The organism is Roseovarius sp. 217 (assembly GCF_000152845.1).
Taxonomy (GTDB): Bacteria; Pseudomonadota; Alphaproteobacteria; order Rhodobacterales; family Rhodobacteraceae; genus Roseovarius.
Window position 1 is genome coordinate 233,239 of record NZ_CH902584.1, and the last position, 21,348, is coordinate 254,586.

Below are 21,348 nucleotides of genomic sequence, written 5' to 3' on the forward strand. Positions count from 1 at the left end.
CGGAATAATAGGGACGTCTCTGAACTACCTAATCTCGTTAAAGCTACGCTGGAATGTCGCGGTTGCAGCAATTGGCTATAGGGCCAAGGATTTGGGGATACTGAATAAACATCAGTATGGTTACTTGCTGCGCCAGATGAATGCGAAGGGGATTCGAAAGAAAGAACCATATGACGATGAGATAACTACGTCGCGCCCTGCGCTGGTTAATCATGCCATGAAAATGCTCGTGGAACATGGGGTTCAAACCAAATCTCAAATCGCGTCCGCCCTCACAACCAATCCCAAGGACATTGAAGCGATATGCGGTTTGCCTAGTGGTTTCTTGGACAACAAGATCGTGCATCTTTCTGATGCCATATCTTTACGTCAAACTGACCGAAATGCTTGACTATGGGGCGCGGGTCAATTACATTGAGCTTATGAGAAAGCTCGACACAAAAACCCGCGCCCTAATCGTCCGCCTGCTGGTGGAGGGCAACTCAATTCGCGCCACATCGCGCATTGCTGACGTGTCCAAGAACACCGTTAATAAGCTGCTTGTTGACGCTGGCGCGTCATGCGCCAAGTACCATGACGAGCATGTGCGCAACGTCAAAGCGTCGGTAATCCAGTGCGATGAAATCTGGTCATTCACCTACGCCAAGCAAAAGAATGTCCCGACAGCAAAGGACGCACCAGAAGGCGCGGGCGATACATGGACTTGGACCGCTATAGACAGCGACAGCAAACTGATTGTGTCCTACATGGTTGGTGGCCGTGACAGCGGGTATGCAATCGAATTTATGGATGATCTGCGCGACCGTCTGGCGAACCGGGTCCAGCTAACGACAGACGGGCACAAGGCGTATCTGGAAGCCGTAGAGGGCGCGTTCGGTGGCGATGTAGACTATGCCCAACTGATTAAGATTTACGGCGGTGCGACCGGCACCAAAGGGCACGAAAAGAAGTATTCGCCAGCCGAATGTACTGGCATCAAGAAGCGCACTGTAGAAGGCCGCCCAGACAAGGCGCTGATCAGCACATCATATGTCGAACGTCAAAACCTTACCATGCGGATGCACATGCGCCGCTTTACCCGCCTGACCAATGGTTTCAGCAAGAAGGTTGAGAACCACATGCATGCGGTGGCGCTGCACTTCATGTACTACAACTTCGTCAAAGTGCATCAGACTTTGAAGGTGACGCCTGCGATGGAAGCGGGTCTAACGGATCGTCTCTGGGATATTGCTGATCTGGTTGCTATCATTGATGCAAACGAGGAAGCACCCAAGAAGCGTGGACCCTACAAAAAGCGGAATGTTATAACTTAACCGGAAATTATGTAGTTGCATATACTCGGTAAAGTCTGCCAGCGTGAATTGGAAATGAGAGCATCTGTATGACGATATTTGTAATTATGCGGCAAGCTGAAGCTGATCATAACCGACTTGGCTCGGCCATCAAGCGTGTCTACCCGAACGACACGTATCCTTTGGGTGATGGACTTTGGCTAATATCCGACAGCGCAACCGCTGTAGAAGTATCAAACAAAATCGGTATTACGTCTGCAACCGGGTCTAACGTGACGGTGGGTTCAGCGATTGTTGTGGAAGCTGCTTCTTACTATGGACGGGCGAACCCGGCCATCTGGTCTTGGATTAAGACCAAGTGGGAAGGCGGCCCTAATGGTTGATAGTTCAGGTCCGCAAGATACAAGCCCAGAAGAATTTCCACAGACAACACCGCGCGATCTTCACCCTACTTCAGACATCAGGTTCGTCATGCTGTCCATCGGTCAACTTACCACGAAAGTTGATGCGCTAATCAAAACGGTTGAGGGTCACGGCGATAAAATTGACGACCTAAGACTCAAAGTTAGCTTTGTTAAAGGAGCAATTTGGGTGCTTGGTGGGTTGTTTGCAATCCTAATCATTGCGGCAACTTGGTACTTCTCTGGAAAATTATCCATCACGGTCGGTTAGTGTCTAAATTTCAAAGTGACCCACTACCCCGGGTTTCCATCCGGCACCGCACACGATAGCGTGCAAACAAAAGGCATAGCTGAGGAGACACAAGTGAAAAAGATCAAGGATATGGTGGCCGAGGCCAATGCGGTGGTCGAGCACGGTCCCGCCGCAGAGATGCTCAACCTTCACGGCTGCGACGGCGTGACCTTTGTCGATCTGCGAGACCCTCGCGAGTTGGAGCGTGACGGGATGATTCCTGGCGCGTTCCATTGTCCGCGCGGCATGCTGGAATTCTGGATCGACCCCGAAAGCCCCTATGCAAAACCGCAGTTCCAAAGCGGCAATCGGTTTGTGTTCTACTGCGCCTCCGGCTGGCGCTCGGCTCTCTCAGCGCAAACTGCTCAGGAAATGGGGCTGAAAAACGTGAGCCACATCAGCGACGGATTCAAAGGCTGGCAGGCAGCAGGCGGCACAGTGGCGGAAAAGCCCAAGAAGGTCTGAACCATTCTCTTGCATTCCCCCACCCTGTTGCCCAACGTGCAGGCAAACAGAAAGGGGACAGCACATCATGTCGAGCAAGATCATCGTCATCGGCGCGGGTATATGCGGGCTGAGTGCTGCGATATGGCTGCGCCGGGCGGGTCACGATGTGACACTGCTCGACAAGGATGGCCCCGGCGCAGGCGCGTCCTTTGGCAATGCCGGGCTCTTGGCGCAATGGGCAATTGTGCCAGGCAACACGCCCGGCGTGCTGTCGACCGGGCTGAAGTATGCCCTGAACCCCTATAAGCCACTCTTTGTGCAATGGTCCTATTTCCCGCGTCTGATCCCGTGGTTGATAAAATTCGCGGCCAACGCCAATGACCGAGACACGCGGCGCATGGTGGCAGGGATCACCGCCATTGTCAGCGACAGTCTGGATCAACACCTTGCCCTCACACGCGGAACGCGGGCCGAAAAATGGGTGGCCTCCAGTGATTTCAGCTATGCTTATGAAAGCCGAGCCGAATTTGAGGCTGACGCCTATGGCTGGGCGCTCAAACGTGAGGCGGGCTATGTGCCCGAGTTGTTGGAAGGTGGTGCCGTGCAAGAGGCAGAGCCGATGCTCGGACCCGCGATCCAATGCCTCGCAACGCTCAAGGGTCATGGTCACATTCTGAATCCCGGCGCCTACATGGCCGATCTGGTCGCTGTCCTAGAGGACGAAGGCGGGCATTTTGTCCAGGCCGAAGTCCGCGACATTACGCTCTCGGATGGACACATCTCTGGTGTCGAAACGGATCGCGGCCAAATGCCCTGCGATAGTGCTGTGCTGGCGGCCGGGATCTGGTCCAAACCCCTGATGCAAAAACTCGGCCTGAAGGTGCCGCTCGAGGCCGAGCGCGGCTATCACCTGCACTTCAACAAACCCTCGCAGATGCCACGCAACCCGATGATCATCGCCAGCAGCAAATTCGCTGTTAACCCGATGGCGCATGGACTTCGTTGTGCAGGAACAGTCGAACTTGGCGGTATCACCAAGGGTCCATCCCGCGCGCCGCTCGATTTAATCCGGCGTGGCACGGCACGCGTCTTTCCCGATTTGACCTATAAGGGTGTCGAGGAATGGATGGGCTTTCGCCCGTCGACGCCCGACAGCCTGCCGCTGATTGGCGAGATTGGGCGCACGGGTGTACACGCGGCCTTTGGACACCAGCATATTGGGCTGACAGCTGGCCCCAAGACGGGGCGGATCGTGGCCGACCTTTTGAGCGGCAAGCGCCCGAATATCGACCTTGCGCCTTATGACGCCAATCGGTTCTCATGACGGCCCCGCGATCTTGAATAGATCGCGGTCCGAAATCTTCTCAAGATTTAGGCGGCGTCACTCGTAGCTGCGCAGGTCTTCGATCACCTTGCCATCATTGGGCAGGCTGCCGGGTGGCACGATTTCGATCCGGCCCTTGAGCTTGAGTGTCTCGGCAACTGACCCGGCAAAATGCTCGGCCTCACCGCCAGCGGCCTCGATCCGAACGGTCATCACATCTGCCTCGCCCTCACGGCTGGCAATCACACGCGCGCGTGAAATGCTGTCATGCCGCGCCACCAAAGCGGCCACCTGCTCAGGACGGACGAACATGCCTTTGATCTTGGTGGTCTGGTCGGCGCGGCCCATCCAGCCCTTGATCCTCAGGTTTGTGCGGCCACAGGAGCTTGTCCCTTCCATCACCGCACTGAGATCGCCCGTGGCGAAACGGATCAACGGATAGTCAGGATTAAGCGTCGTCACGACCACTTCGCCCACCTCGCCGGGGGCGACAGGGGTGCCCGTGCCGGGGGTCACGATCTCGACGATCACACCCTCGTCGACGATCATCCCCTCCTGTGCCGCGCTTTCATAGGCGATATTGCCCAGATCAGCCGTGGCATAGCATTGCAGACACTGAATGCCCCGCTCGGCGTACTCCGCCCTCAGCGACGGAAACAGCGCCCCGCCCCCGACGGCCGCCTTTGTGATCTTGAGTGACACTCCCATCTCTTCGGCCTTGTCGAGAATAACTTTGAGGTAATCGGGCGTACCGGCATAGGCGGTGACCCCCACATCATATGCAGCACGAACCTGCAATTCGGTCTGGCCCGTCCCGGCCGGCAAAACCGCAGCGCCGACCGCGCGCACGCCATTCTCAAAGATCATTCCGGCAGGCACCAAATGATAGGAAAAGCAGTTCTGCACGATATCGCCCCTACCAACACCGCAGGCATGCAGAAATCGACCCATCCGCCACCAGTCATGTGCCACGCCTCCCGGCTCATATATCGGCCCCGGCGATTGAAACACATGCGCGAAATCATGCGCGGCACGACTCGTGAGCCCGCCAAACGGCGCGGCCTGTCCTTGCGCGCGCCCCATGTCAGATTTGCGTAGCACTGGCAGGCGCGCCAGATTGGCCACGTCAGTCATCTGTGCCGCGTCAAATCCATCCAAAGCCCCAGCATAGCCCGGCAAGACCTGCGCCCGAGCGATCTGCTGCGGCAGCAGATGTGTCAGAGCTTCGGCGCGCGCCTCATCACTTCGGGTCTCAAGGGAATCAAAATACTGGGTCATGCCATCATCCTCTGGCGCAGGGTCATGCAAATGGGAAACCGCGCGTCACGCCAACCAACGCTTGCGGCGGCGATAGCTGCGCACGTCCCTGAACGATTTGCGCCCCTCATCCGACATTCCAAGGTAGAATTCCTTGACGTCCGGGTTCTCACGCAGGCTTTTGGCATCGCCATCCATCACCACGCGCCCGGATTCGAGGATATAGCCGTAATGCGCGAACCTCAGCGCCACATTGGTATTCTGCTCAGCCAGCAGGAACGTGTAGCCCTGCTCTTCGTTCAACGATTTCACGATGCCAAAGATCTGTTCCACAAGTTGCGGCGCAAGGCCCATGCTTGGCTCATCCAAGAGGATTGTCTCAGGGCGCGACATCAGCGCCCGACCAATCGCGACCATCTGCTGCTCTCCGCCTGAGGTATAGCCAGCCTGTGATTTTCGCCGCTCCTTGAGGCGAGGGAAATAGTCGTAAACCATGTTCAGATCTGCATCAATCTCGCCACGCGAAACACCACGCGTATAAGCCCCGGTCAAGAGGTTCTCTTCGACCGTCAGATGCTCAAAGCAATGCCGCCCTTCCATTACTTGCACCACGCCCTTTTTGACCAGATCAGAGGGCATGAGATCCTGTACCCGCTCACCGCGGTAGGTGATCGTACCCTTGGTCACCTCGCCACGCTCGGATTTCAACAGGTTGGAAATCGCCTTGAGCGTTGTGGTCTTGCCCGCGCCATTGCCGCCCAAGAGGGCCGTTATTCCGCCTTTGGGCACGTTGAGGCTGACACCCTTGAGCACGAGAATGACGTGATTGTAGATCACCTCGATGTTGTTGACCTCAAGCAGGGTCTCGTCGCGTGGGGAAGTATCCAGCATCACAGATCTCCGTCTCAGACAGACAGGACAGCCCCGTCGTCATCTTGTCAAAACACTCATGGTCTCCGGCCGCGGATCACTCCGCGACCGGAATGGCTCACTCCGATCAGCAGCCCGGCGTGATGCCGCTTTCGGCGGCAAAGGCCGCGCTGTCCTCGGCCACGAGCGCCGAGATGATCTCTTGATCCGACTGGAAGTAGTCGGTGATCAGCTTGAACTCGCCCGCAGCCGCATCCCATTGCGACACGGCGCCAAAGCCGTTGCCACCGTGGTTTTGACAGCTGACCTTGAACTCGGGGCCAAAGTTGGGCAGGCCGAGCGCCGCCATCTTGGCCTCAGTCATTTCAAGATTCTCCATGCCGTCCCGCATCTGCGCTGCGTTGATCGCGGACACGCCGTGCATTTCCTGCGCGGTCTTGATCGCCTCGGCGGCCAGCATCGCGGCATACATGCCCCGGTTATAGAGCACTGAGCCCACCTGATCGCCTGCACCAGCGGCCTTTCCGCCATCCACCACAAATTTGCGAAGGTCGTCATAGACCGGATACTCATCCCCAAGATTGTGGAATGTCAGTGCCTTGTAGCCATTGGCGCCCTCACCGGCGGCCTTTACGTCATTCTCGGAGCCGGACCACCAAATACCGATGAACTGGTCCATGGGATAGCGGATGTTGACCGCCTCTTGCACGGCCACTTGGTTCATCACGCCCCAGCCCCACATCAGCACATTGTCCGGCTTTTCGCGGCGGATCTGGAGCCACTGCGATTTTTGTTCCTGCCCGGGATGTTCGACCGGCAACAGGGTCAGTTCAAAGCCATGCTTCTTGGCCAGCTCTTCCAATGTGCGGATCGGCTCTTTGCCATAAGCAGAGTTGTGATAAACGAGCGCTATCTTTCGCCCTTTGATATCACCGCCGTTCTCGTTCAGAATATGGGTTATGGCGTGGCTTGCGCCATCCCAGTAGTTGGCAGGGTAGTTGAAAACCCACTTGAAAACTTCGCCATTCTTGGCCGAGGTGCGGCCATAGCCCATCGTGTGCATCGGGATGCCATCAGAGGAAACCTTGGGGATCAGCTGATACGTGATGCCGGTGCTGAGCGGCTGATAGATCAGCGCGCCATTGCCCGCGGATTTGGTGGCTTCATAGCACTCCACCCCTTTTTCAGTGTTATAGCCCGTCTCGCATTCCACCAGATTGATTTTCTCCCCGCCAATGCCGCCATCGCGCTCGTTGAGCAGGGTAAAGTAATCCTGGTAGCCGTCCGAGAACGGGATGCCATTCGCGCCGTAAGGCCCAGTGCGATAGCTTGTGTCGACGACCGTCAGCTCGGCCAGCGCCGGGCTTGCGACCAACATGGCGGCGGTCAGCGCCGTCAGCAGTCTCTGTTTCATCGGTTTATTCCTCCCTTGGTTTTTCCGACGTCTCGTCTTGGACGCGATTTTTTACGCCCAATCTCGTAGGGTGGGCGTCAACCCACCTTTGCCCCATCCTCAATGCGGAAAGGGCCAAAGTCTCAGTTTTTCCTTGGCCACGCGCCACAACTGTGCCAACCCATGCGGCTCTGCAATCAGGAAGATGATGATCAGCGCGCCGACAATGATGAACTCAAGATGCGCGGCAAGATCGGTGGGCCAGCCAAGCCCCCCCACAAGCGTGTTCTTGAGAAGCACCGGCAACAGCACAAGAAACGCGGCGCCGGCAAAGCTCCCGAAAATCGACCCAAGTCCACCAATGATCACCATGAAGAGAACGAGGAACGACTTGTTGATGCCAAAGGCCTCGCCCACCTCGACCGCGCCCAGATAGACAGCGAAAAACAGCGCGCCCGAGATGCCCACAAAAAACGAACTGACGGCAAAAGCAGTGAGCTTGGCCTTGAGCGGGTTCACCCCGATGATCTCGGCGGCGATATCCATATCACGGATCGCCATCCATTTGCGTCCGGCCATACCGCGCGTCAAGTTGCGCGCTATGATTGCCGAGGCCACCACGAACACGAGGCAAAAGAGATAGGCCGCCCAAGGGGCAGTTTCCGCCCCCGTGACCGGCACGCCCAAAAAGGAACGTTCGGGCGCGCTGATCTGGCCAGAGGCCGAGTAATTGTAGAACCACGGCACCCGATTGAAGAGCCAGACCAGAAAGAACTGCGCCGCCAAGGTCGCGACAGCAAGGTAGAACCCTTTGATCCGCAACGACGGCAGGCCGAATAGAACCCCGACAGCTGCCGTTATGACGCCAGCAAGAATGATATGAATCAGAATGCTTACGTCGGGAAAGCTGGTCATCAACTTGTAAACCGAATAGGCCCCTACGGCCATAAACCCGCCCGTTCCAAGCGACACCTGACCGCAATACCCCACAAGGATATTGAGACCGATGGCGGCAATCGCGTAAATCAGAAACGGTAGAAACACCGCATTGACCCAGTAATCGTTGACCACAAACGGCACTACCGCAAAGGCCGAAACCAGCACCACATAATAGCGGTAACGATCAAACTTGATCGGAAAGGTCTGGCTGTCGTCGGTATAGGAGGTCTTGAAATCCCCCGCCTCACGGTAAAACATCTAGAGAACCTCCCCATGGATTTCGTCGTCTTCGCGCTTGATCGCGCGATTTGCGGGTTTGGCATACCCTGTGGCCTCGGTGTGGCGCACCAGCCAGAGGTATGCGAGCATACCCACACCCCCACCCAATGCGGCGAGGACTGCGGCGGTGACCATCTGCCCGGTGTTTTCTACCCGAGCCGACAGCGCAAGATAGCCAAACGACCAGAACCCGGCCCAGGCGATCACGTTGACGATGGCGATGAGCTTTTGCATGGTCTCACACCCTCTCGATGATCTTTTCGCCGAACAGACCCTGCGGTCGGAACACGAGGAAAATAAGAGCCAGAACATAGGCGAACCAGTTCTCGGTTGCCCCGCCCACCATGGGACCAATCGCAAATTCAAAGAGCTTTTCACCCACCCCGATGATTAACCCCCCCACGATCGCACCGGGGATCGAGGTGAAGCCGCCCAGCATCAGCACCGGCAACGCCTTGAGCGCAATCAGCGAGAGCGAGAATTGCACGCCGGATTTGGTGCCCCACATGATGCCCGCCACCAGGGCGACAAACCCCGCCAGCGACCAAACCATGACCCAGATGAAATTGAGCGAGATGCCAACGGACAGAGCCGCCTGATGGTCGTCTGCCACCGCGCGCATCGCGCGACCCTGCTTGGAATATTGTGCAAAGGCCACGAGAGCGATCACCAAAAGCGCCGCCACCCCTGTCGCCACAATATCAAGATTGTCGATGAAAAAGCCGTAACCCATGATCTCGAAGGTCGTGGCGTCTATCCAGTCGTTGATCCCTTGCGGCAGGCCCACGTCCAGCTTCTTGATGTCGCTGCCCCACATCATATCCCCGAATCCTTCGAGGAAATAGGCAAGACCAATCGTTGCCATGAAGAGGATGATCGGCTCCTGATTCACCAGATGCCGGAAGATCAACTGATTCACGATCCAAGCGAGCACCACCATGATCACCATGGTCAACAGGATTGCCAACAGCCCAGGCAGGTGCCACCCAAAGTGATGGATTTCTGTGCCGAAAATCGCGTTGATCAAATGGCTGAAGGGTACGCGCCCCTCCATCATCCCCACCAAGGTCATCGCCGCAAACAGCGCCATCACACCTTGCGCATAGTTGAAGATGCCTGACGCCTTGTAGATGAGCACAAAGCCCAAGGCGACCAGCGCATAGAGCACCCCTGCCATGAGGCCATTGAGCACGACCTCCATCCCGAAAATCAATTGATCAGGCATTAGACTGACTCCCTATCCGCAGAGTGCATGGGGCGCAGTGCCTGAGCCCCAGAGGCCAGCCGCGCAAGCATGCGCGATCCGGCCGAGGTTGGTCTGTATAGCTCAGTCATGTGCGACCCCCAGATAGGCGTCGATCACGTCTTGATTTCTGCGCACCTCGTCGGGGGTGCCGTCGCCGATCTTCTTGCCGTAATCCATCACGACCACGCGGTCGGAGAGGTCCATGACCACACCCATATCATGTTCGATGAGGGCAATCGTGGTGCCGAATTCGTCGTTCACGTCGAGGATAAAGCGGCTCATGTCCTCTTTCTCTTCGACGTTCATACCCGCCATCGGCTCATCCAAGAGCAGGATTGACGGCTCCGCCGCGAGCGCGCGCGCCAATTCCACCCGCTTTTTCAGACCATAAGGCAGACGCCCCACCGGGGTCTTGCGGATATGCTGGATCTCCAGAAAGTCGATGACCTTTTCAACGACTTCGCGGTTCAAGGTCTCTTCCCGCTCTGCCTTGCCCTTCCAGATTGCCTGTGACAGCAGGCCCGCCTTCATTTGCCGGATGCGGCCCGTCATTACGTTGTCGAGCACGGTCATACCTTCAAACAGGGCGATGTTCTGAAACGTGCGCGCAATTCCTTGGCGTGCCACTTCGTAGGGCTTCATCTGTGGGCGCCGTGCGCCCTGATACCAGACCTCACCCTCTTGCGGGTGATAAAACCCGCTGATCACATTCAACATCGAGGATTTGCCTGCCCCGTTCGGCCCGATAATGGCGCGAATTTCTCCCTGACGGATGTCAAAACTGATGTCCTTGATCGCCACCACACCACCGAACCGTAGTGTGATGTTCTTCATCTCCATCACCACGCCGCCGATTTTGCGACCGTCTTCGGTCGTGTAACCTTCGCTCGCGTCAAGCATGACCGCCTCCCTATGTTCCGGCCCGCTCATTCCGCCGCCACCTTATGCGCCGCTGCCACCGGCGCGACCTTGGCATCGACGATCTTGAGGGTAGCGCTGATCGCACCCTTGCGGCCGTCCTCATAGGTCACTTCAGTGGTGGTGTAGATTTCACTCGACCCATCGTAGAGCGCGGTCAGAAGGTCATCGAATTTCTCCGATATCACACTTCGGCGCACCTTGCGGGTGCGGGTCATCTCGCCATCGTCGGCATCCAACTCTTTATGAAGCACAAGGAACCGATGCACTTGGCAATGTGACAGCATCGGATCGTCGGCGAGACTGCGATTGACCTCTTCCACATGGGCCTTGATCGTTTCGAGCACACTCGGATGCCCGGCCAATTCCTGATACGACGCATAACCGATATTGTTGCGTTCGGCCCAATTTCCAACTGCCGTGAGGTCAATGTTGATGAAGGCGGAGCAGGCATTGCGCCCGTTGCCAAACACCACCGCCTCCAGAATGTTGGGATAGAACTTGAGCTTGTTCTCAACGTATTTGGGGGCGAACAACCGCCCATCAGCCATCTTGCCCACATCTTTGGCGCGATCAATGATCCGCAGATGCCCACTGCCTTCCTCGAAAAAGCCTGCATCGCCTGTGGCAACCCAGCCGTCAGCATCCTTGGTAGATGCCGTGCTCTCGGGATTTTTATAGTAGTACTCAAACGTACCCGCAGAGCGGTAGAATACCTCGCCCGTATCACTGATTTTGATTTCCACACCCGGTGCAGGCACCCCGACAGTATCGCTGCGGACCTCGCCATCTGGCTGTAGGGTGATGAATACGCTGGCCTCGGTCTGACCGTAGAGCTGTTTCAGGTTGATCCCAAGCGAGCGGTAGAAATCAAAGATCTCCGGACCGATGGCTTCGCCCGCCGTATAACCAACCCGAACCCGGCCAAGCCCGAGCGTATCCTTGAGTGGACCGTAAATGAACAGGTTCCCAAGCGCATACTTCAGCCGGTCCATTCCACTCACCGGCTTACCATCAAGGATCGAAGGACCGACCCGCCGGGCATGTGCCATGAAGTGATCAAAGAGCCACTTCTTGACGCGCCCTGCATCCTCCATCCGGATCATCACATTGGTCAACTGAGTCTCGAACACCCGCGGCGGGGCGAAGTAATAGGTCGGTCCAATCTCGCGCAGATCGGTCTGCATGGTTTCCGGGCTTTCCGGGCAGTTGACGCAGAAACCGCACCAATAGGCCTGCCCGATGGAAAAGATGAAATCACCCACCCATGCCATCGGTAGATAGGCGAGCACTTCTTCATCAGTGGTCAGTTTGTCGAATTCAGACGAGGATTTCGACGCTTCGATAATGTTGCGGTTGCTCAGAACCACGCCCTTGGGCTTTCCGGTGGTGCCAGAGGTGTAGAGCATAACACAGACGCTGTTATAGGTAAGCCGGCCGCGCCGCGCCTTGAGATCCTCAATCCATTCGTGATAGGCGGCGCGCCCCTGCTCCTGGATGTCGATGAAGCGGTGCAGTTTGTGGTGATCGTATTTCCGCAATCCACGTGGATCGACGTAGATCATATGTTCAAGCTGATGCAGCCCCTCCTGCACCTCGATCAATTTGTCGACCTGCTCCTGATCCTGCACAATCGCAAACCGGGCGCCGCAGTGGTCCATGACATAGGCCATCTCGGGGGCGGCGGCGTCCTGATAGAGCGGCACTGGGATCGCTCCGACTGATTGCGCGGCGACCATCGCCCAATAAAAATGTGGGCGGTTCTGGCCAATGATCGCGATGAAATCGCCCTCATTCACGCCAAGGTTGATGAGACCCAAGGCAAGTGCCTCAATTTCCTTCTCCGCCTCGGCCCAGGTCCAGCATTGCCAGATACCATATTCCTTTTCGCGGTAGGCGGATTTATCCGCGAACCGCGTGGCGTTACGTTGCAAGAGCGCCGGAACGGAATCCATCCCGTCCGTCGCCTGTGACGGCTGTGCCAAGTTATATCCTCCCTTTGCCCGCGTTCACGAGCATCCGACCGCCTTGAGGCGATTCTCCTCTCCCTAGAGGGTGCGAGAATCACCGTCGCCGTCAACTTTTTCCTGAACATTTCGCAAACCTTACGAATTGTAACAGGGCGACGATTGCCCTTTGCGGAGAGGTTTTCCGATGCTAGCCAAAGAAGAGGAGGACCCCTTCATGTGCCCAAGCCGCGCCGATCATGACGCCATGACAATGGCCGGGCTGAACCTTATTCAGCAGGCACTGACAATCTATGACCGTGATCTCCAGCTTGCCGTCTGCAATCGGAGGTTTCAGGAAATGTTCGCCCTGCCCGATACGCTCGTGACCCCTGGCGCCGATTTTGCCGACACAATCCACTATCTGGCGACACGTGGCGATTACGGTGATGTGGGAGATGTCGACGCGTTTGTCGCCACCCGCGTTGAAATCGCCCGCGCGTTCGAGCCGCATTACATGGAACGCGCCCGCGCCAATGGCCGCACGATCAGCGTCGAAGGCACGCCGCTTCCGCAAGGGGGGTGGGTCACGGTCTATACCGACATCACACGCACCAAACGCCAAGAAGCGCTTTTGCGCTCACGCTCCGAAGAGCTATCCGACCAGTTGGTCGAGTATTCCGAGGAATTGTCAGCGACCAATCGCCAGCTTGAGGCAACGATCACAGCACTCGAAGAGGCCAAGCGTCAGATTTCCGAGGCCGAGGCGCGCACGCGCCTCACAGCCGAGATGATGCCCGCCCATATCGCACATGTCGGCCCGGACCACTGCTATACCTATTCCAACCGCCGACTGACCTCCGTCATGCCCGGCTCACGCGCTGACCTGATCGGCGTGCACGCGGCAGAGGTGCTGGGACCGGAGACATGGGCCATTATCGGGCCGGAACTCGGCAAGGCCTATGCCGGACAAGCCTCGGTTTTTGAATTCACCCATGAACCAAGCTCGCGGCGCGTCCGTGTGGCCCTGACGCCGGATCATTCCAGCGGCGGCGTCTATATCCTGTCCATGGATATCACTGAAGAAAGTCAGACTCGAGCCGCCTTGCAACAAACACGGCGTCGCGAGATGGCCGCTCAGCTGACCTCTGGCCTTGCGCATGACTTCTCGAACCTTCTGACGATTATTCTGGGCATGCAATCACGACTTGGGCGGATGGGCCTTCAACCTGCGGCGCAAGAGCTGATCAACGCCACGCTGGCCGCAGCGCGGCGCGGGGGCGGGCTTTTGAACCGGATCGCCGACATGACCGGCCCGCGCGAACACGAACCGGTGCCCACGGATCTTGCCGCTTTTCTGGACGATCTTGAAACACTGGCCCGCTCTGCGCTGCCCTCTGGCATCACACTTCACTTCGGGCGCGAAGGCATCAATGACCGTTACCTGCTTGATCCGGGCATGTTGCAGGACTCGCTGATCAATCTGGTACTCAACGCCCGCGATGCCTGTGCAGGAAGTGGCACGATCACTCTCACCACCCACCCCCTGCAGGACACATGGCTCGAATTTGCGGTCACCGATACCGGACCCGGGTTCAGCCCCGAGGCGCTCAAACATGCGCTCGATCCGTTCTTTACCACCAAAGGGGGCGAGGGATCGGGGCTTGGCCTGTCCATGGTCTACGACATGACCAAACTGGCGGGCGGGCGCGTCATTCTCGACAACACCGACCAAGGCGGGCGCGTGGCTCTGCGCCTGCCCCTGCGCCCAGCCGGGGCGGCACGCCCGCCCGGGCTCGTGCTCTTGGTCGAGGACAGCCCGGATCTGCGCTCGACCCTGCGCGATATGCTACGGGGTGCCGGTCATAGCGTGATCGAGGCAGCGAGCGTGGACGAAGCGTCAGCCCTGATTGCCGATTTACCCGAGATTTCCGCCGTCCTGTCGGACATCGTTCTGGAAGGTGACAGAACCGGACTCGATCTGGCCGCCCTGCCCCGCCGCACAGGGTGCCCAATGGTGCTCATGACGTCGCTGCCGCCTGACGACCCGCTGCATCGCGAGGCCGCCAAACGCGTCCCAGTACTGCGCAAGCCCTTCACCGCAACCCAGCTAGATGCGGCCCTCACTGCCGGAGAGATGCTATGACCGCGCCGCTTGTTACGATTCTTGACGACGAACCTGCGATCCGCTCCATGCTGGCCGAGGCCTTGACCGAAGCCGGGTTTCGCACCATGACCTTCGGCCGCGCCACAGAGTTCGAAGCAGCCCTGCGCAGTACGACGCCAGATGTCTGCCTCGTAGATCTGTCGCTGCCGGATCGTGATGGGCTCAGCCTCGTGCATCGGCTGGCGCTAGAGCAGGGGGCGACTGTGATCATTATCTCAGGCCGTGCGCAGGTGCAGGACCGGGTCACGGGTCTGGAACTTGGCGCAGATGATTACATCATCAAACCCTTTGATCCAGCCGAGGTGGTGGCGCGGGTCCGCGCCCGGTTGCGGCGAGGAACACCTGCACCACAAACGGGTGAGGTGGCACGCTTCAACGGCTGGACCGCCCATTTCGATCGATACATGCTGGAAGATGAAACGGGCGTTGAAACACCCTTTTCCCATGCCGAAGGCGAGGTGCTGCGGCTCTTTCTCGAACGCCCAAAACGCCTGATCTCCCGGCAGGCCATGCAAGAGGCGCTTGGCGGAGCGGCGGGCGAGAGCTTTGACCGCGCCATGGATGTCCGCATTTCGCGCTTGCGCACAAAGCTGCGCGAAGATCCCAAAAATCCGCGCCTGATCAAGACGATCTATGGCGCGGGCTATATCTTTCTGGGAGATGTGGCGTGGGGATAGGAAAAGTCTGAAAATCTCCCCTTGGACTTATGGATCACGCCCCTCCATGATTTCATTGGCAAAGCGGTGATTTGTGTCGCGGTGATAAGCCTCGTCCGAGCGGACCCTGATCACGACGTCCCGCAAACGGGCATCCGCACCCAAATTCCAATAGTCGATGGCGATTTGCGGTGCCGCCACGTTCTCTTGGCCGCCAGCATCGATTTCGGCCAAGTATTGTGTGTAACTGACCACCGCTTCCTCTTCCAGATATCCGACAATCCGATGGGCGGTGCGCGGCGCAAAGAGGTAGGTAAAGAAGAACACATTATAAAAAATCATCTGCGCCACCATGATCAACATGCGCTCTGCCCGTGACGGCTGCGCAATGTGAATAAAGGTCATCAGATGCATGCGCTCATTCTCGGCCTCATCCAGCAGTTCGCGGATCCATCCCTGATCATCACGGATATGGCGAATGGATTTGAGATGCCGCAACAGGCCACCCACCATGCCCGGAACCGCGGCCACGGTCTCAAGGACCACAGCCCGGTGACCGTAACGCTTGGAAAAAAAGGCGTCGGCAAAAATCCGCATGAATTTCACGATCCGCAGAGCAACCCGGTCGTGAATATCACGCGGCGTATGGTGGACGTCTAGGTCCGTCGTGTCATCGTGTTGAAAGCTCATCTCGGATTTCGTGCAACGCTCCATCTCTGCATGCCCTTAAGATGGGGCCCAAAGATGAATTCAGAATGCGACATATCGTGCAGGACCTGCGCCCCGTCACCGTTGCGTCATCAGAAAATCGGCCCGTTACTGGCCTCAGCCTGTAATACGCGCGTCAGACCGGATCGCGTCTCGCGGGTGAACTCGATCGCACCATGCGTGCAGACGTCGGCGCATAGGCCACACAGTCCACAACTCTGAATCGAGATAACAACCGGCAAACGTTCCTTATCCAACTCGATGATCTGGTTCGGACAGACTGCGACGCAATCACCACACCCGGTGCATAGGTCGGCAAGACGCATTTCACGCACCGCACCCGGCGGGCGCGGCAGAGCATCAAGACCTTCGACATCCGGCAACATACGATCTCTAAACTCATACAGCATATGTTTCCGCCCTCCTCCGGCCCACAAATCTGAGTCACCCCGCCAACCTCGAATGGAAAATAAAGACATGCGACTCGCCCATGATTCAGATCCGTTCATTGTGTAAAAATATCGTTACTTGTCACGCAGCAGTGCAGCATACGTGTCAGACTGAACCGCGCCCCACCGCACCCGCGAGCACCATGAGACCGGTCACCAAATCAGCCTCGTCAGTGTCTTCGGCGAAGGCATGGCTGATGCCATTGATCGACGGCACAAAAAGCATGGCCGCTGGCATCAGTCGCGCCACATTGGTGGCATCATGCAGCGCGCCCGATTGCATCTGTCGCCAACGTCCCGGAGCGACCGTGTCCGCACTCTCGCAAAGCGCTGCACGCAGGCGCGCATCCATCGGCACCGGTTCCAGTCCCAGCATATCGCCAAAGCTGAGGCCAAGACCCGCCGCGCTCGCAACCTCCTCGGCGGCGTCGCGAATGACTGTCTCCATGCGGCTCAATCGCTCGGTATCTCCATCGCGCCATTGCATCGAGAAGGTCGCGCGCCCCGGAACGATAGAATGCGCATCCGGGTGCAGCGCGACATGCCCAATGGTCCAGACGGTTTGTGGAGACACCACGTTGCGAAACCGCTCGTTGATCAGAGCGTTGAACCGCGCAAGCCCTTGAAAGGCATCCCGGCGGCGATGCATGGGCGTGGTGCCCGCATGGTTTTGTTCGCCGTCAAAGGTGATCCGCATATCCCGAATCCCTACGATATCAGTAACAATCCCCACAGCCTCCTTGGCTTCGGACAGCCATGGGCCCTGTTCGATATGCAGTTCCATGAACCCGGAGAACTGCGAGGGATCGACAAACTTTCCCGCCAAATGCGCCATCGCCGCACGCGCCTCGGCAAAGCTGACGCCCATTCGATCCGTCTGCCGGTCCGCCACCTCCAGAGCCAGATTTCCCGACCAGATCGCGCTGCCCGTGGTCACGCCAAAGCGCCCTTCTTCATCTTGAAAGGATACGACTGACACGGGCGGGCCACCCGCCTCTCGGGCGGCTCGGGCGATTTCCAACCCGGCAATCACTCCCAGCGCGCCGTCCAGCCAACCGCCCTCAGGTTGACTGTCACTATGACTGCCCAGCAAGAGCGATGGCCCATCAACCAATCCAAAAAGACTGCCCACCGGATCAAATTGCGGTCTGAGCCCTGCCTCTGCCATACGCTCTGCCAACCAGTGCCGAGCGGCAATATCGGGCGGGCTATAGGCAGGCCGCACCACGCCCTTGCCCACCCCCGCGGCACCAAAGCTGCGCAGATGGTGCAGATCATCCAAAAACCGTTCCGGTTTGACCTCGAGCATCACACCCCCCCGACTTGTGCATCTTCGCGCAGGTTACAGACCTCGTCCGCAGGGGCAATGGCTGTGTTTCGATCGCAACCACCAACGTGTCTCTCTTCCTCACCACCAAGGCGTGATCATCGTTTTGTTGCTTTTTGAACAGGTCTGGCGAAGATGGCGCAGGATCTGGCCCAGAACGGTCACGAGAGAACGGGAACAGCCACAATGAACATCGCCGTAAATAGAGAGCCTTCAGGCAAATCTTTGGCCTTGATGGGCGCTGTCCTGGTCTGGGTTGCGGTGCTGGTCTACGCGGCGTCCAATTCCGTGGTCTCGTTGCTGGCCGATATTGGTCGAGAACATCCCGTGATGGGGCGCAACGCCGTTACGCTTTGCAATCTGCTCTTTCTGGGGTCTCTGCTGTCGCTCATTCCGATGGGCATCATGTTTCACAAAGACTGGACACGCGAGACCCTGCGCAGGCTCACGCGCAAGGATTGGGGGATTCTTTCGCTTTCGGCACTTTTGTCATCAGCGGTGACACCGGCCCTGTTCTTTATCGCGCTCGATTACACCACCGTTACGAATGTGGTACTGATCGGGCGGATCGAACCGCCGCTGTTTTTGCTCACAACGTTCCTCCTTCTTGGGGAAAAACTTGATTATTGGGCCTTTGCCGCTGGTCTGATTGCCCTTCTGGGCGCACTTCTCATGCTGGTTCTGAACAGCGATAGTGCCGCCTTTACATTTGGAAAGGGTGAGATTGCGACGGTGTTTGCGACCCTGTCCTTCATCGCCTCGACCATCGTCAGCCGGGTTGGGCTCAAGGGCATTCCACTGGGAATCTTCTCAATCTATCGAACCATTCTTGGCACGATCATCTATTATTTCCTCGCGATCTACCTCTATGGAGCCTTGCATTTTCAAGACATTTTTTCGGGCATCGTTTGGAAATGGGTCTGGGTATATGCCATCCTCGTCATCGTCGTGGGACAGTTTTCATGGACCCTCGGCCTGAAATATGCGCGCTCGGGTGATATATCCTTGGCCACGTCGTTCTCTCCCGTCGCAGCGCTCGTTATCGCCATGCTGTTGCTCGGAGAAGACCCTGGCCCCGGCCTGATCCCCGGCGGTGCGATCATCCTTACAGGGATCGGCATCGGCCAATATGGCCGACTTCGCCGTCAAAAGGCAGAACGCCGCGCGGAAATCGCCGAAAAAATGGCACTCGACGACGCTCTCGAACGCGAAGGAAGCATCAATTTCAAGGGCGCATAGACCATCACGGCCAGAGTTTCCTGATGGAAGGTCACCGCAAAACGGGGAAAACTGGTGCTGCTGGGGAGGATTGAACTCCCGACCTCGTCATTACCAATGACGCGCTCTACCACTGAGCTACAGCAGCACGTGTGGCGCGCTGATTAGACGCTTATTGCATATGGCGCAAGGGGTAACTGGACGGTTTTTCTCACCTCCTGTAAGAGAGAGGCCATGAATAAAAAACTAACGCCGGATACGAGCGCGAAACAAGGTCAGAGCCGAGACGACAGGCTTAAATCGGCATTGAAGGCCAATCTCGCGCGGCGTAAGGCGCAGATGCGCGCACGGGCCGACGAGACGCCGGACCCGAAGGCAACCGACGACAAGGATGAAGGGTAGAGCAGATGGATTCGATTATCGTCACCGGCAACGGGCCATTGAGTGGGCAAATCCCCATTGCAGGGGCCAAGAATGCCTGCCTCACGCTGATGCCCGCCACGTTGCTCAGCGAAGAACCCCTGACCCTGACGAACGCGCCGCGCCTGTCAGATATCAAGACGATGACCACGCTCTTGCAATCCTTGGGGGCAGAAGTGGCGCAGATGCAGGGTGGTCAAGTTCTAGCACTGTCTTCACATGCCCTGGACAATCATGTGGCCGATTATGACATCGTCCGCAAAATGCGTGCCTCGATTTTGGTTCTTGGGCCAATGCTGGCGCGCGATGGACATGCTGTCGTGTCTTTGCCCGGTGGTTGCGCCATCGGGGCGCGGCCCGTAGACCTGCACCTGCGCGCACTCGAAGCGATGGGCGCAGAGTTGGACCTGCGCGATGGCTATGTGCATGCCCGCGCGCCCGGTGGCCTCAAGGGTGGCATTTTTGAGTTTCCCATCGTCTCGGTCGGTGCCACGGAGAACGCGCTGATGGCGGCGACACTGGCCAAGGGCACGACGGTGCTCAAGAACGCGGCGCGCGAGCCGGAAATTGTCGATCTTGCGCAATGTCTGCGCCGCATGGGCGCGCAGATCGAAGGCGAGGGCACCAGCACGATCACCATTCAGGGCGTGGACCGTCTGGGTGGTGCGACACATCCCGTGGTGGTCGACCGGATCGAGCTCGGCACCTATATGCTTGCCCCTGCAATCTGCGGCGGCGAGGTGGAATGCCTTGGCGGGCGGCGCGACCTTGTGGGTGCTTTCTGTGACAAGCTCGAAGAGGCGGGCGTCAGCGTGACCGAGACCGAGAAGGGTCTCAAGGTGAGCCGCAAGAACGGACTGGTGCGCTCTGTCGATGTGGTGACAGAGCCCTTCCCCGGATTTCCCACCGACCTGCAAGCGCAGATCATGGCGTTGATGTGTACCGCCGAAGGCACCTCGGTTCTGGAGGAACGCATTTTCGAGAACCGCTTCATGCATGCGCCAGAACTGATGCGGATGGGGGCCAAGATTGAGGTCCATGGTGGCACCGCCACGGTGACCGGGGTTGATCACCTCAAGGGTGCACCGGTCATGGCCACCGATCTGCGGGCCTCTGTGTCGCTCATCCTTGCGGGTCTGGCCGCAGCGGGCGAAACCATCGTCAACCGGGTCTATCACCTTGATCGCGGCTATGAGCGGGTCGAGGAAAAGCTGGGCAACGTCGGTGCGAAAATCGAGAGGATCAGTGGTCAATGACCCAAGACGCCAAATTCGAGGATGGACGCGAAGCGCCGCTCAATCTTGGGGCGATGGACGCCGATGATCTCAGGGTGATTTCGAGCCTCGCACAGGATGCGGTCTTTCCAATCACCGAAATGACATGGCAGGCGGGGCAGCGTCGCTTGGGCCTGCTGCTCAACCGCTTTCGGTGGGAGGATCAGGGTCAGCCACGGCATGGGCCGGAACGGGTACGATCGCTCTTGGTGGTGGACAATGTTTTGCGTGTGGCCAGCCAAGGCATCGACCGGAGAGACAAGGATATGATCCTGTCGCTGCTCGCGATCACCTTCGAGCCGGGAGCAGAGGGCGCGGGCCATGTGCTCGTGACACTGGCAGGCGATGGCGCGCTGCGGCTGGAGGTCGAGGCCCTGGAGGTCACACTCAAGGATGTGACACGGCCCTACCGCGCACCTTCGGGCAAGGTGCCCCATCACGAGGGCTGATCCGCACCGCCAGCCGCCGAGTATGAGTATTTGCCCCAAGAAAAATGCGGGGACTTGAGACAGGGGTCCCACCCCG

At 58.0% G+C, this 21,348-nt stretch carries 22 protein-coding genes, 1 tRNA gene and 1 pseudogene; 12 read left to right on the forward strand and 12 right to left on the reverse strand.

Features of this window, described 5'->3' with window-relative positions:
* The 6 genes and pseudogenes from ROS217_RS24260 to ROS217_RS01225 form a co-directional block, all read left to right on the forward strand.
* A pseudogene (locus tag ROS217_RS24260) lies at positions 1-391 on the forward strand (hypothetical protein); the annotation flags it as partial.
* 31 nt (positions 392-422) lie between these two features.
* Positions 423-1,313 carry a DDE-type integrase/transposase/recombinase gene (locus ROS217_RS01210; RefSeq protein ID WP_040650862.1) on the forward strand — a complete coding sequence of 297 codons (891 nt, stop codon included), beginning with the start codon at positions 423-425 and terminating at the stop codon, positions 1,311-1,313.
* A gap of 68 nt (positions 1,314-1,381) precedes the next feature.
* Positions 1,382-1,675, forward strand: coding sequence for a hypothetical protein (locus ROS217_RS23945; RefSeq protein ID WP_157046502.1), 294 nt, complete (start codon positions 1,382-1,384; stop codon positions 1,673-1,675).
* Complete coding sequence (locus ROS217_RS01215; RefSeq protein WP_157046503.1) at positions 1,668-1,964, forward strand: hypothetical protein; 297 nt, start codon at positions 1,668-1,670, stop codon at positions 1,962-1,964. The genes ROS217_RS23945 and ROS217_RS01215 overlap by 8 nt, the downstream gene beginning before the upstream one ends.
* Positions 1,965-2,057: 93 nt before the next feature.
* Entirely contained in the window at positions 2,058-2,450 is a 393-nt protein-coding gene (locus ROS217_RS01220; RefSeq protein WP_198134849.1) for a rhodanese-like domain-containing protein, read from the forward strand.
* Between the two features lie 67 nt (positions 2,451-2,517).
* Entirely contained in the window at positions 2,518-3,756 is a 1,239-nt protein-coding gene (locus ROS217_RS01225; protein WP_009815816.1) for an NAD(P)/FAD-dependent oxidoreductase, read from the forward strand.
* A gap of 57 nt (positions 3,757-3,813) precedes the next feature.
* On the opposite strand, the gene ROS217_RS01230 is transcribed toward ROS217_RS01225, so the two are convergent.
* The 8 genes from ROS217_RS01230 to ROS217_RS01265 form a co-directional block, all read right to left on the reverse strand.
* Positions 3,814-5,034 carry a phenylacetate--CoA ligase family protein gene (locus ROS217_RS01230; protein ID WP_009815817.1) on the reverse strand — a complete coding sequence of 407 codons (1,221 nt, stop codon included), beginning with the start codon at positions 5,032-5,034 and terminating at the stop codon, positions 3,814-3,816.
* A 45-nt stretch (positions 5,035-5,079) separates the two neighbouring features.
* Positions 5,080-5,904, reverse strand: a complete 825-nt coding sequence (locus ROS217_RS01235) for an ABC transporter ATP-binding protein (protein ID WP_040650282.1) — start codon at positions 5,902-5,904, stop codon at positions 5,080-5,082.
* Between the two features lie 106 nt (positions 5,905-6,010).
* Positions 6,011-7,297 (reverse strand): ABC transporter substrate-binding protein, encoded by a 1,287-nt coding sequence (locus ROS217_RS01240; RefSeq protein ID WP_009815819.1) that lies wholly within the window; start codon positions 7,295-7,297, stop codon positions 6,011-6,013.
* A 99-nt stretch (positions 7,298-7,396) separates the two neighbouring features.
* Positions 7,397-8,473, reverse strand: coding sequence for a branched-chain amino acid ABC transporter permease (locus ROS217_RS01245; protein ID WP_009815820.1), 1,077 nt, complete (start codon positions 8,471-8,473; stop codon positions 7,397-7,399).
* Positions 8,474-8,728, reverse strand: a complete 255-nt coding sequence (locus tag ROS217_RS01250; protein ID WP_009815821.1) for a hypothetical protein — start codon at positions 8,726-8,728, stop codon at positions 8,474-8,476.
* A 4-nt stretch (positions 8,729-8,732) separates the two neighbouring features.
* Positions 8,733-9,719, reverse strand: coding sequence for a branched-chain amino acid ABC transporter permease (locus ROS217_RS01255; protein WP_009815822.1), 987 nt, complete (start codon positions 9,717-9,719; stop codon positions 8,733-8,735).
* A gap of 102 nt (positions 9,720-9,821) precedes the next feature.
* A complete protein-coding gene (locus ROS217_RS01260; RefSeq protein WP_040650283.1) occupies positions 9,822-10,640 on the reverse strand; it encodes an ABC transporter ATP-binding protein in 819 nt (272 codons plus the stop codon).
* Positions 10,641-10,666: 26 nt separating this feature from the next.
* Complete coding sequence (locus ROS217_RS01265; RefSeq protein ID WP_009815824.1) at positions 10,667-12,613, reverse strand: AMP-binding protein; 1,947 nt, start codon at positions 12,611-12,613, stop codon at positions 10,667-10,669.
* 199 nt (positions 12,614-12,812) lie between these two features.
* Here ROS217_RS01265 and ROS217_RS01270 point away from each other — a divergent pair, with 199 nt between their 5' ends.
* Both ROS217_RS01270 and ROS217_RS01275 read left to right on the forward strand, forming a co-directional pair.
* Positions 12,813-14,750, forward strand: coding sequence for a hybrid sensor histidine kinase/response regulator (locus ROS217_RS01270; protein ID WP_009815825.1), 1,938 nt, complete (start codon positions 12,813-12,815; stop codon positions 14,748-14,750).
* Positions 14,747-15,448: a response regulator transcription factor gene (locus ROS217_RS01275; protein ID WP_009815826.1), complete on the forward strand. Its 702-nt coding sequence runs from the start codon at positions 14,747-14,749 to the stop codon at positions 15,446-15,448. The genes ROS217_RS01270 and ROS217_RS01275 overlap by 4 nt, the downstream gene beginning before the upstream one ends.
* 27 nt (positions 15,449-15,475) lie before the next feature.
* Here ROS217_RS01275 and ROS217_RS01280 read toward each other — a convergent pair whose 3' ends face one another.
* From ROS217_RS01280 to ROS217_RS01290, 3 genes are all read right to left on the reverse strand, one after another.
* A complete protein-coding gene (locus ROS217_RS01280; protein ID WP_009815827.1) occupies positions 15,476-16,141 on the reverse strand; it encodes an alternative oxidase in 666 nt (221 codons plus the stop codon).
* An 86-nt stretch (positions 16,142-16,227) separates the two neighbouring features.
* Complete coding sequence (locus ROS217_RS01285; protein ID WP_157046504.1) at positions 16,228-16,545, reverse strand: 4Fe-4S dicluster domain-containing protein; 318 nt, start codon at positions 16,543-16,545, stop codon at positions 16,228-16,230.
* Between the two features lie 145 nt (positions 16,546-16,690).
* Entirely contained in the window at positions 16,691-17,893 is a 1,203-nt protein-coding gene (locus tag ROS217_RS01290; protein WP_009815829.1) for a hydantoinase/carbamoylase family amidase, read from the reverse strand.
* A 204-nt stretch (positions 17,894-18,097) separates the two neighbouring features.
* Between ROS217_RS01290 and ROS217_RS01295 the strand changes: the two genes are divergently transcribed.
* Positions 18,098-19,150: a DMT family transporter gene (locus tag ROS217_RS01295; protein ID WP_050766399.1), complete on the forward strand. Its 1,053-nt coding sequence runs from the start codon at positions 18,098-18,100 to the stop codon at positions 19,148-19,150.
* 52 nt (positions 19,151-19,202) lie between these two features.
* Here ROS217_RS01295 and ROS217_RS01300 read toward each other — a convergent pair.
* Positions 19,203-19,277 (reverse strand) — tRNA-Thr (locus tag ROS217_RS01300).
* A gap of 86 nt (positions 19,278-19,363) precedes the next feature.
* Between ROS217_RS01300 and ROS217_RS24265 the strand changes: the two genes are divergently transcribed.
* The 3 genes from ROS217_RS24265 to ROS217_RS01310 are packed head-to-tail and all read left to right on the forward strand — an operon-like array spanning position 19,364 to position 21,272.
* The gene (locus tag ROS217_RS24265) at positions 19,364-19,531 is read left to right on the forward strand and encodes a hypothetical protein (protein WP_009815831.1); all 168 of its coding nucleotides are present in this window, start codon (positions 19,364-19,366) and stop codon (positions 19,529-19,531) included.
* A 5-nt stretch (positions 19,532-19,536) separates the two neighbouring features.
* Entirely contained in the window at positions 19,537-20,805 is a 1,269-nt protein-coding gene (gene murA, locus ROS217_RS01305; protein WP_009815832.1) for a UDP-N-acetylglucosamine 1-carboxyvinyltransferase, read from the forward strand.
* Entirely contained in the window at positions 20,802-21,272 is a 471-nt protein-coding gene (locus ROS217_RS01310; protein ID WP_009815833.1) for a DUF2948 family protein, read from the forward strand. Before murA ends, ROS217_RS01310 begins: the two co-directional genes overlap by 4 nt.
* Positions 21,273-21,348: the final 76 nt, after the last annotated feature.